Annotated in this window: 7 protein-coding genes; 4 read left to right on the forward strand and 3 right to left on the reverse strand. The window is 70.2% G+C overall.

Annotated elements, in window-relative coordinates:
- Positions 1–127: 127 nt before the first annotated feature.
- Together AB0H93_RS43950 and AB0H93_RS43955 are read right to left on the reverse strand one after the other, a co-directional pair.
- The gene (locus AB0H93_RS43950; RefSeq protein ID WP_358582846.1) at positions 128–1039 is read right to left on the reverse strand and encodes a LysR substrate-binding domain-containing protein; all 912 of its coding nucleotides are present in this window, start codon (positions 1037–1039) and stop codon (positions 128–130) included.
- 32 nt (positions 1040–1071) lie between these two features.
- Positions 1072–1677, reverse strand: coding sequence for a TetR/AcrR family transcriptional regulator (locus AB0H93_RS43955; protein WP_358582849.1), 606 nt, complete (start codon positions 1675–1677; stop codon positions 1072–1074).
- Positions 1678–1792: 115 nt separating this feature from the next.
- Between AB0H93_RS43955 and AB0H93_RS43960 the strand changes: the two genes are divergently transcribed.
- The 3 genes from AB0H93_RS43960 (at position 1793) to AB0H93_RS43970 (ending at position 6185) form a co-directional block, all read left to right on the forward strand.
- Positions 1793–3268, forward strand: coding sequence for an aldehyde dehydrogenase (locus tag AB0H93_RS43960; protein ID WP_358582851.1), 1476 nt, complete (start codon positions 1793–1795; stop codon positions 3266–3268).
- A gap of 128 nt (positions 3269–3396) precedes the next feature.
- Positions 3397–4797 carry an aspartate aminotransferase family protein gene (locus AB0H93_RS43965; RefSeq protein ID WP_358582854.1) on the forward strand — a complete coding sequence of 467 codons (1401 nt, stop codon included), beginning with the start codon at positions 3397–3399 and terminating at the stop codon, positions 4795–4797.
- Positions 4794–6185: an APC family permease gene (locus AB0H93_RS43970; protein ID WP_358582857.1), complete on the forward strand. Its 1392-nt coding sequence runs from the start codon at positions 4794–4796 to the stop codon at positions 6183–6185. Before AB0H93_RS43965 ends, AB0H93_RS43970 begins: the two co-directional genes overlap by 4 nt.
- An 82-nt stretch (positions 6186–6267) precedes the next feature.
- Here the strand turns inward: AB0H93_RS43970 and AB0H93_RS43975 are convergent, their stop codons facing one another.
- On the reverse strand, positions 6268–9303 hold the full coding sequence (locus AB0H93_RS43975; protein ID WP_358582859.1) for a glycoside hydrolase family 38 C-terminal domain-containing protein: 3036 nt from the start codon (positions 9301–9303) through the stop codon (positions 6268–6270).
- A 117-nt stretch (positions 9304–9420) separates the two neighbouring features.
- On the opposite strand from AB0H93_RS43975, the gene AB0H93_RS43980 reads away from it, so the two are divergent.
- Complete coding sequence (locus AB0H93_RS43980) at positions 9421–9681, forward strand: Prokaryotic metallothionein (protein WP_093267697.1); 261 nt, start codon at positions 9421–9423, stop codon at positions 9679–9681.
- The last annotated feature ends 601 nt before the right edge of the window (positions 9682–10282 follow it).

Genomic DNA, 10282 nt, shown 5'->3' on the forward strand with positions numbered 1-10282 from the left:
GGGTCCCCCTACCAATTGTCCGTCCCCCACCCACACCCCCCCACCCCCCCAAACCACCCCACCGACTCCACCCCCGTTCGACGGTTTTGGGGGCGGGGAGGCGATCGCCTCCCCGCCCCCAAAACCGTCAGCGCGCGTAGAGGGTGCGGCACAACTCCCGGAACTCCTGTGCCCGCCGGGTGAGGCGGACCCCGCGCATCGAGGCGACGACGATTTCCAGCGACGGGACGTCGTCGGTCAGGGTGAGCGGTACGGCTCGCGCCCCCGAGTACGTGGTTTCGGCCGGCGGGCATTGGTTGAGGAGCGCGAAGCCGTGACCGTGCGCGACGAAAGCACGGACGGTCTCGTAGCCGGTCGTGCGGTGGCGGACCCGGGGTTCCACGCCCGCGTTGCTGAGGATCGACTGCAGGTACTCGCGGCTGTGCGGCAGGTCGAGCAGCACCATGGGCTCGTCGGCGAGGTCCTGGAGCGACACCTTGCGGTTCTTCCGCTGCGCGAGCCGGTGGTCCTCGGACACGAGGGCGTACGGGTGCGCGGTTCCCACGACCTCGCGGTCGATGTCGTCGTCCAGGTCGTAGCCGTACAGCAGGGCGAGTTCCGTCTCGCCCGAGCGCAGGGCCGATTTGAGCGCCTGGTGCTCGCCTTCGCGCAGGGACACGTGCACCTGCGGGTGCCGGGCCTCGAACTCCGCCAGCAGGCCGGGTAGCCGGAACGGCGCGAGCGTGGCGAAGCAGCCGACCGTCAGCGTCCCGACCAGCTCGGTGCCGGACTGCCGGGCGGTCTCGACCAGCTCGGCGCCGTGGGCGAGGAAGTCCAGGACCCTCTTGTAGAACGCCTCGCCCGCCGTGGTCAGGCTGAGCCCGCGGGCGTGGTGGCGCAGCAGGAACTGCACGCCCATTTCTTTCTCCAGCTGCGCGATCGCGGTCGACACGGCCGACTGGGACACCATGAGTTCCTTCGACGCGGCGGTCATGCTGAGGTGCCGGGCCGCCGCCTCGAAGTAGCGCAGCTGCACGAGGGTGAAGGCAGGCTCGTTCATGGAGACATCCTGCCTCGCGGAGCCGCGTTCGCCTACGAGGTGGTCGCGCAGCCGGTGGCCTGCCTCGCGTATTCGGTGACCAGGTGCTTGGCGGCATTGCGCTCGACGGAGGTGTTGTTGCTCATCAGGTGCAGCCCGAGGCCGTCCTCCAGCGCGACCAGCGTCGCGGCGATCTCGCGCACCGGCCGGGAAAGCGTGAACCGGCCCGTCGCACGGCCGATCTCCAGCACCGTGCCGTAGAGCGCGACCTCCCGGTCGTACAGACTGGTCATGAGCGCGGCGTGCGCGGAGCTGCGGTCGGCGAGCCCGTGCATCTCGTAGAGCACGCAGGCGACCTCGTCGTCCTTCCCGGACGGCAGGCCGGTCTCGATGGCCGCGGCGAGCTTGAGCTCGGCGCTCCCGGCCGCGTCGACGGTGTCGGCCCGGTGGCGGTAGAAGCGGTCGGTCACCGTGCGATGCACGTCGAACATCAGCTCCGCCAGTTCCGGGTAGTGGTAGAGCACCGAGCCCGGTGACACACCCGCCTCCGTGGCGATGTCGCGGATGCGGACGTTGACGCGCCCGCGTTCGTTGATCGCCCGCAGCGCGGCGTCGATGAGCTGTTCCCGGCGTGCCCGCTGTGTCCTGGTCCGTGTCACGTCACCATTATTGATGCTCTGGTTCAATTTTTTCAATCTCTGACTTGGGTATTGACATGTGACTTTGCTGAAGTTTTGAATCTGCGTTCAAAGTTTCTGAGCGAAGAGGAGAGCCATGCCAGCGTTCACCCACGAGCAGTGGCGCGAGGCCGCCGCGGGCCTCGCGCCGCGGACCGCCGCGTTCATCGGCGGCCGGTTCACCGCGGCGCTCGACGGCCGCACCTTCCCGACCGTCGACCCCGCCACCGGCCGCACCATCGCCGACGTCGCCGAGTGCGGTCCCGCCGACGTCGACGCCGCCGTGTCCGCCGCCCGCACGTGTTTCGAGTCCGGCGCCTGGTCATCCGCCGGCCCTGCCGAGCGCAAGCAGGTGCTGCTGCGCCTGGCCGACCTGATCGACGAGCACCGCGCGGAGCTCGCCCTGCTCGACTCGGTGGACATGGGCAAGCTCGTCACCGACGCCTACGAGATCGACGTCCCCGGGGCGGCGGGCCTGTTCCGCTGGTACGCCGAGATGCTCGACAAGGACTACGGCGAGATCGCACCGACCGCTGCGGGAGATCTGGCCCTGGTGCGCCGCGTTCCCCTCGGCGTCGTCGGCGCGGTCGTGCCGTGGAACTTCCCGCTGGACATGGCCACCTGGAAGCTCGCACCCGCCCTGGCCGCCGGGAACTCGGTGGTGCTCAAGCCCGCCGAGCAGTCCCCGCTGTCGGCGCTGCGGCTCGCGGAGCTGGCCGCCGAAGCCGGGCTGCCCGACGGGGCGCTCAACGTCGTTCCGGGCTACGGCGAGACCACCGGCCGCGCGCTGGGCCTGCACCCCGACGTCGACTGCATCGCGTTCACCGGATCAACCGCCGTGGGACAGCAATTCCTTCGCTACGCGGCGGAATCCAATCTCAAGCAGGTGTGGCCGGAATGCGGCGGCAAGAGCCCCAACCTCGTCTTCGCCGACTGCGCCGACCTGGACGCGGCGGCCGAAGCCGCGTGCGCGGGGATCTTCTTCAACCAGGGCGAGGTGTGCTCGGCCAACTCGCGGTTGCTCGTCGCCCGCGAGATCAAGGACGACCTGGTGGCCAAGATCGCGAAGCGGGCCGCCGACTACGCACCCGGCGACCCGCTCGACCCCGCGAGCCGGATGGGGCCGCTGGTCGACGCGGCCCACGCCGAGCGGGTCGCCGGCTTCATCGCGGACGGCCGCCGCGAAGCCGAACTGGTCACCGGCGGAGGACGGCGCGACTGCTTCGTGGAGCCAACGGTCTTCGACGACGTGGCACCGGGTTCGCGCATCGAGCGCGAGGAGATCTTCGGCCCCGTGCTCTGCGTGACCGCCTTCGACGACGAAGCGCACGCGATCCGGCTGGCCAACGACAGCCGCTACGGCCTGGCCGCCTCCGTCTGGACCGCGGACCTCTCCCGCGCCCTGCGGGTCTCCGACGCGCTGCGCGCGGGAACCGTCTCGGTCAACACCGTCGACGCGTTGAGCCCGCAGACCCCGTTCGGCGGCTTCGGCCAGTCCGGCTTCGGACGCGACTTGTCCGCGCACGCGATCGAGAAGTTCACCGGCCTGAAAACCACGTGGATCAAGTACTGAAGGCAACCGCGGGACCACCGACCCGCCCCTCGACCTGAACCGGTGGCCGGCGCCCAGAACCACCGGGCGGCCCTTTCGAGCCACCGCAAGGCATCGAACCCCGAACACCGACGACTTTAGGGAGCACCATGTCCGCGGAGACGAGCACGACCGCCACCGTTGAAGAGCTGGCGAAGCGCCACCTGGTCATGAACTTCACCTCGGCGGCGAAGTACCGCAACGAGAGCCTGCCGATCTTCGTCCGCGGCGAGGGCTGCTACGTCTACGACGAATCGGGCAAGCGCTACTTCGACGGGCTGGCCGGGCTGTTCTGCACCCAGCTGGGCTACTCGCACGGAGCCGAGGTCGGCGAGGCCGTCGCCCGGCAGATGAGCGAACTGCCCTTCCAGACCACCTGGAGCGTCGCGCATCCGCCCGCGGCGAAGCTGGCCGCCGAACTGGCCGCGCTCGCCCCCGGCGACCTGAACCGGGTGTTCCTGACCTCCAGCGGCTCGGAGTCCAACGAGGCCGCGATCAAGCTGGCCCGGCAGTACCACATCAGCCGGGGCGAGCACGCTCGCCGGAAGTTCATCGCCCGCCGGGTCGCCTACCACGGCACCAGCTTCGGCGCCATGTCCCTCAACGGCATGGTGCAGGTGCGCAAGATGTTCGAGCCGCTCATGTCCGGCGTCCGGCACGTGTCCAACACCAAGCGGTACCGGCGCCCCGGTCAGGAGACCGAGGCGGAGTTCACCGCTTTCCTGCTGGCCGAGCTCGAATCGCTGATCCTGCAGGAGGGCGCGGACACCATCGCCGCCATCATCATGGAGCCGCTGCAGAACGCCGGCGGGAGCCTCACCCCGCCCGAGGGCTACTTCCAGGGCGTGCGCGAACTCTGCGACCGGCACGGGATCCTGCTGATCGCCGACGAGGTCATCACCGGGTTCGGCAGGCTCGGCGAGTGGTTCGGCTCGATCCACTACGGTTTCCAGCCCGACATCATCACCTTCGCCAAGGGGATCGCCTCGGCCTACGTGCCGCTGGGCGGTCTGATCGCCAGCGACCGGGTCATCGAGACCGTCCTGGACGGACCGGCCGGCATGTACAACCACGCGCTCACCTACAGCGGGCACCCGGTTGCCTGCGCCGCGGCGCTGGCGAACCTGGAGATCATGCGCCGGCTGGACGTGCAGGGCAACGTCAAGGCCACCAGCGCGACGTTCGCCGCCGAACTCGAACGGCTCCGCGAGAACCCGATCGTGGGCGACATCCGCGGCGACGGCTACCACCGCAGCCTGGAGCTGGTCACCGACAAGGCCACGAAGTCCTGGGCGCCGGAACAGCTCGACGCCACCGAGTTCGTCAACCAGCACCTGACCCCGGCCGCTGCCGAGGCGGGCGTGCTGTGCCGGCTCGCCGTCGACTCCGAAGGCAACCCGCTGCTGCAGCTGTCCCCTCCGCTGATCGCCGACGCCGCAGCCATCGGCGAACTGGTCGGGCTGGTCGAGCAGACGCTCACCCAGGCCGTCGCATCGGGTGGACTCCGGTGAGCGGGCACGACAGTCGCGCCGCGGCAGCCCAGCCCGCGACGGCACGGACCGACGCTCATCCGGCCGGCGAGCACGGGCTCAAACGCGTGCTCGGGCTGCCCTCGCTGTTCCTCTTCGGGCTGGCCTACATGGTCCCGCTCGCGGCCTTCACCACCTACGGGATCGCGACCGACGTGACCCGAGGGCACCTGCCCACCGCGTTCATCGTCACCTTGGCCGCGATGACGTTCACCGCGCTGGGCTACGCGAACATGGTGCGCGCCTACCCCGTGGCCGGCTCCGCCTACACCTACACGCAGCAGACCTTCGGCCCCGCCACGGGCTTCCTCACCGGCTGGGCGCTGCTGCTGGACTACATCTTCCTGCCCACGATCAGCTACATCGTCATCGGGCTCTACCTGGGGATCGCGATCCCCGCGGTGCCCGGATGGGTCTGGGTGCTGCTGGCGATCGCCGTCGTCACCGGGCTGAACACCCTCGGCATCAAACTGGTGACCGGCATGAACATGGTGCTGGTGGGCGCTCAGGGGGTGTTCATCGCGACGTTCCTGGCGATGAGCTACCTGACCGTGTCCGGGCGCGCGGCACCGGCGGACCTGGTGGCGCCGTTCTACAACGCGGACTTCTCGCTCACCGCGATCGTCGCCGGATCAGCCATCCTCTGCCTGTCGTTCCTGGGCTTCGACGCGATCTCCACGCTCTCCGAGGAGGCCCGGGAGCCGCAGAAGACGATTCCGAGAGCGATCATCCTGTGCACGGTCTTCTGCGGACTGCTGTTCGTCCTCATGTCCTGGGTGGGCCACCTGGTCCACCCCGACTGGCAGACCTTCACCGATCCCGACTCGGCCTCGGTCGAGGTGATGGTCAGCGCCGGCGGCGACTTCCTGGCGGCGTTCTTCACCGCCGCCTACGTCGCGGCCTGCTTCGCCTCGGCCATGGCGGCGCAAAGCGCGGTGTCCCGGATCCTGTTCTCCATGGGGCGTGACGGCGCGCTGCCCAGGCGCGTCTTCGCCCGCATCCACCCGAGGTACCGGACCCCACACCTGGCCACCCTGGCGGTGGGCGCGGTGTCCCTGCTGGCCTGCGTCATGTCGCTGGACCAGGCCGCCGCCCTGGTGAGCTTCGGCGCCCTGATCGCCTTCACCTTCGTCAACCTCAGCGTCATCAAGCACTACGCGATCGGCCAGGGCAAGCGCCGAGGCGCGAACTTCCTCCGCTACGTGCTCACCCCTGGGATCGGGGTGGCGCTGACCGTGTGGCTGTGGACGTCGCTGTCGCCGCTGACGTTCGTCATCGGCCTGAGCTGGGTGGCGGTCGGCTTCCTGCAACTGCTCCGGCTCACCCGCGGCTTCAAGCGGCCGGCGCCCACCATGGGCCACGAACCGTGACCCCGCCGGCGGCCCCGCGTTCTGAACGCGGGGCCGCCACCATCAAGGCCTGGTGCCCCTGTTCGTGCGTCGCCGGGGAGGTTCACGTCCCGGCGAGGCGGGCGAAGCGCAGGGTTCGGATTTCGAAGGGCCGCAGCCGCAGGTCGAACGCGTCGGTGGTGGCGTCGGGTTCGGCGAGCGGCCGTTCGAGGAGGTCGGTGCGGGTGACCGAGGTGGCCGGGAAGGAGATGGTCAGCCGGGCGCGGGCGCGGCCGCCGCGCGATTCGTAGAGGCGGACCACGAGGTCTCCGCTCCGGTCGTCGGCGAGCTTGACCGCTTCGACGACGACGGCGTCGTTGTCCACGGCCACCAGGGGCGCGACGGGCCGCGAGCCGTTGATGGTGCGTTCGGGCAGGTTGATGCGGTAGCCCTCGCGGCTGGCGTCGCCGATGTCCGCCCCGACGACCAGGGCGTAGCGCAGGTGGTGGTGGCCGTGGTCGGTGTCGGGGTCCGGGAAGCGGGGCGCGCGCAGCAGGGACAGGCGCACGGTGGTGGTCGCGCCGCCGCCGGGGCGGGTGTCGCGGGTGACGTCGTGCCCGTAGGTGGCGTCGTTGACCAGGGCGTGGCCGTAGCCGGGTTCGGTGACGTGCAGGAACCGGTGGGCGCAGATCTCGAACTTGGCGGCGTCCCACGAGGTGTTGCTGTGGGTGGGGCGCATGACGTGCCCGAACTGGGTTTCCGCGGCGGAGCGGTCGGCGTGCACGTCCAGCGGGAAGGCCGCTTTGAGGAGCTTCTCGGTTTCGTGCCAGTCGATGTCGGTGTCGATGTCGACGCGGCGGGCGTCGGCGGCGAGGCCGATGCGTTGCTCCACTGTGGACTTGCCGAAGCGGCGGCGGATGCGGACGGTGCCGTTGTCGAGGTCCAGCTCGTCGAGCTCGGTGAGGTCCCGGGTGTGGTGCCGGTAGAAGGCGTCGAGGTCCCAGGCGTCCCAGGCGTTGGGGTGGTCGGCGTGCAGCTGCAGCAGGTTCGCGGGGCCGGCCAGCGCCTCGCGTTCGGCGGCGTGGTCGTAGACGGAGGTCAGCAGCCCGCGGTGGTCGATGGTGACGCGCAGCAGGCCGTTGTCGAGGGTGGTGGTGCCGTCGGGGTGGCGGGTGGCCGTCGCCGCGGCGGCGGTGTTCGCGGTGGCCGCGCCGAGGGCGGGGACGCCGTTGCGTGCGTGCGGGGCGGCGTTGAAGGTCAGCGGGCCGGCGGGGTCACCGGCCAGGGCGCGCAGCGCGCCGGTGATGATCGCTTCGAGTTCGGTGGCGATGCGGGCGTAGGCGGCTTCGGCTTCGCGGTGCACCCAGGAGATCGAGGAGCCGGGCAGGATGTCGTGGAACTGGTGCAGCAGCACCTGCTTCCACAACTGGTCCAGCGCGTCGTGCGGGTAGTCGCGGCCGGTGGCGATGGCGGCGGTGGCGCACCACAGTTCGGCTTCGCGCAGCAGGTGTTCGCTGCGGCGGTTGCCCTGTTTGGTCTTGGCCTGCGAGGTGTAGGTGCCGCGGTGCATCTCCAGGTACAGCTCGCCGGACCAGACCGCGGGGCCGGCGTGGTCGGCTTCGGCGGCGGTGAAGAACTCCTCGGGGGTTTCCAGGCGGACGCGCGGGGAGCCTTCGAGGTCGGCGGTGCGGTAGGCGCGGGCGAGCATTTCGCGGGTGGGTCCTCCCCCGCCGTCGCCGTGGCCGAAGGGCAGCAGGGAGCGGGTGGCGTAGCCGTGCTCGGCGAAGTTGTCGGTGGCGTGGGCGAGTTCGGCGCCGGTGATCTCGGAGTTGTAGGTGTCGGCGGGCGGGAAGTGGGTGAACACCCGGGTGCCGTCGATGCCTTCCCACCAGAAGGTGTGGTGCGGGAACTTGTTGGTCTGGTTCCAGGAGATCTTCTGGGTGAGGAACCACCGCGAGCCGGACTGGGCGACGAGCTGCGGCAGGGCGGCGCTGTAGCCGAAGGAGTCGGGCAGCCACACCTCGCGGGTTTCGATGCCGAACTCCTCGAGGTAGAAGCGCTTGCCGTGGACGAACTGGCGGGCCATGGCCTCGCCGCCGGGCATGTTGGTGTCGGCTTCCACCCACATGCCGCCGACCGGCACGAACTGCCCCGTGTGGACGAAGGTGCGGACGCGGCCGTAGAGCTGGTGGTGGTGCTCCTTGATCCAGGCCAGCTGCTGGGCCTGCGACATGGCGAAGTGGAAGTCGGGGTGCTCGGCCATCAGGGCGGTGACGTTGGCGACGGTGCGGGCGACCTTGCGGACGGTTTCGCGCAGCGGCCACAGCCAGGCGGAGTCGATGTGGGCGTGGCCGACGGCGGAGATCACGTGGGAGCTGGGGTGCGCGGGCCCGGCGAGGACGTCGGCGAGCTCGTCGCGGGCGGCGGGCGCGGTGCCGGTGATGTCGTGCAGGTCGAGGCGGTCGAGCATGCGTTCCAGGGCGCGGAGGATCTCGTGGCGGCGCGGTGAGTCCGCGGGGAGTTGCCGCATGAGCTGGTCGAGGACCTCGGCGTCCTGGACGAGTTGCCACACGGGTTCGTCGAGGACGGCGAGTTCGGCGCGGCGCAGCCGGTACAGAGGTGGGGTCGCGGTGGTGGGTTTGGTGCCGAGGTCGGTGGGCTGGAAGCCGTTGTCGCCCAGGATGATCGGGTTGGCGGCGGCTTCGACGTACCAGGTGCGTTGCCGGCCGGCGGAGTTGCGGCCGGCGGGCAGGTGGGTGTTGCGGGGGTTGATGCCTTTGATGGGGGTGCCGTCGGCGCTGTGGGCGAGGCCTTCGCACTGGAATCCGGGGCGGTCGGCGTCGAAGCCGAGGTCGACCACGACTTCGACGGTGCGGCCGTCCCAGTGCGGCGGGATGGTGGCGGCCAGCCGGAACCAGCTGGTGCCCCAGGCGGGTCCCCAGGCTTCGCCGATGCCGGCGGGCGAGTAGTCGGCGCGCAGGGCCTCGGCGACGGGCACGGGTTCGCCGGGCGCGTGCCAGACGGCGATGTCGCAGGGCAGCGTTTCGGCGTAGTAGGCGGGTCGCAGGCGTTCGGCCAGCACCCGGTCGAGGCGCTGTTCGACGATGCGGCGGTCGTCGTGCATGTGCTCCCCCGATGCGCTCGGTGTGATCGTGATCATGCTGGCACATCTCCGCGGCGGGTGGGCAGCTGCGAATCGGGTGGTGGCGCGGTTGCCGACCCATTGGTAGGGACGCATCCTGCGGGTGTCCACCCGTCGGCGTGGAAAGGCGACGTCATGGCGACCTGCGAAGTATGCGGCAACGACTACTGGATGACCTTCGAAGTGCACACCGTGGGCGGCGGGGTGCACACCTTCGACTGCTTCGAATGCGCTGCGCAGCGGCTCGCGCCGCAATGCGAGCACTGCGGGACCCGGATCCTCGGGCACGGGGTGGAGGCCAGCGGCCGGTTCTTCTGCTGTGCGCATTGCGCGCGGCAGTCGGACATGGCCATGGCCGGGGAGCTGCGCGACACCGTCGGCGCGCATCCCGGTTGATGGTCCGCCCGGGGCATGCACGCAGCGTCGGCGAGGCCTAACGGGCGTGCCCCGATCGAGGGATACGCACCTATCCGAATCTTCGTTACCAATACGTTATGGATTGCGAGAAACACAGGAGCTACCTGCGACGACATGGCGGGTGAGACGGCTTCTTCCCGCCTGGTTCGCGCCGGTTGTCGCGTCCGGGATTTGACAACGGGGCGAAGCACCGTCGACTCATCCCCTCGAAGTTAGTGGAGGACGCCCCGATGGCAGGTCTGGTTCGCTGGCTGGGCGGCATGGCACGTGAGATGCAGCGGGCCCGCATGGTGATGCGGAACCCTGCGTCGAGCAGCCAAGCCCGGCGCTGACGTCCGTCAGTACCCAACCCTGCCCGGCCGCTCGGCCGGGTGCGGTCGAGGCATCGGTCCGGCGGCCACGCGCCGCGACGCAATACCGGGGCAACCAACAACCGGGCGACTGATGTCGGAACCTGCTGGAGACACTGGTGCCGTGGCCGGCCGGCCGAGATCCAGGCCGCAGGATGGCCCGGCGCCGCTCGGCTGGTCGCTGACCTCCTCGCCGCAGCGGCTGACCCGGAGGTTCCGGTGACGGTCAC

Source organism: Saccharopolyspora sp. NPDC050642 (genome assembly GCF_040654735.1).
Taxonomy (GTDB): domain Bacteria; phylum Actinomycetota; class Actinomycetes; order Mycobacteriales; family Pseudonocardiaceae; genus Saccharopolyspora; species Saccharopolyspora elongata.

Bases quoted from the DNA above. Each gene is read 5' to 3' on its own strand.
- AB0H93_RS43980 (WP_093267697.1), top strand. From the start codon at position 9,421: ATGGCGACCTGCGAAGTATGCGGCAACGACTACTGGATGACCTTCGAA.
- AB0H93_RS43975 (WP_358582859.1), bottom strand. From the start codon at position 9,303: ATGATCACGATCACACCGAGCGCATCGGGGGAGCACATGCACGACGAC.
- AB0H93_RS43965 (WP_358582854.1), top strand. From the start codon at position 3,397: ATGTCCGCGGAGACGAGCACGACCGCCACCGTTGAAGAGCTGGCGAAG.
- AB0H93_RS43950 (WP_358582846.1), bottom strand. From the start codon at position 1,039: ATGAACGAGCCTGCCTTCACCCTCGTGCAGCTGCGCTACTTCGAGGCG.
- AB0H93_RS43960 (WP_358582851.1), top strand. From the start codon at position 1,793: ATGCCAGCGTTCACCCACGAGCAGTGGCGCGAGGCCGCCGCGGGCCTC.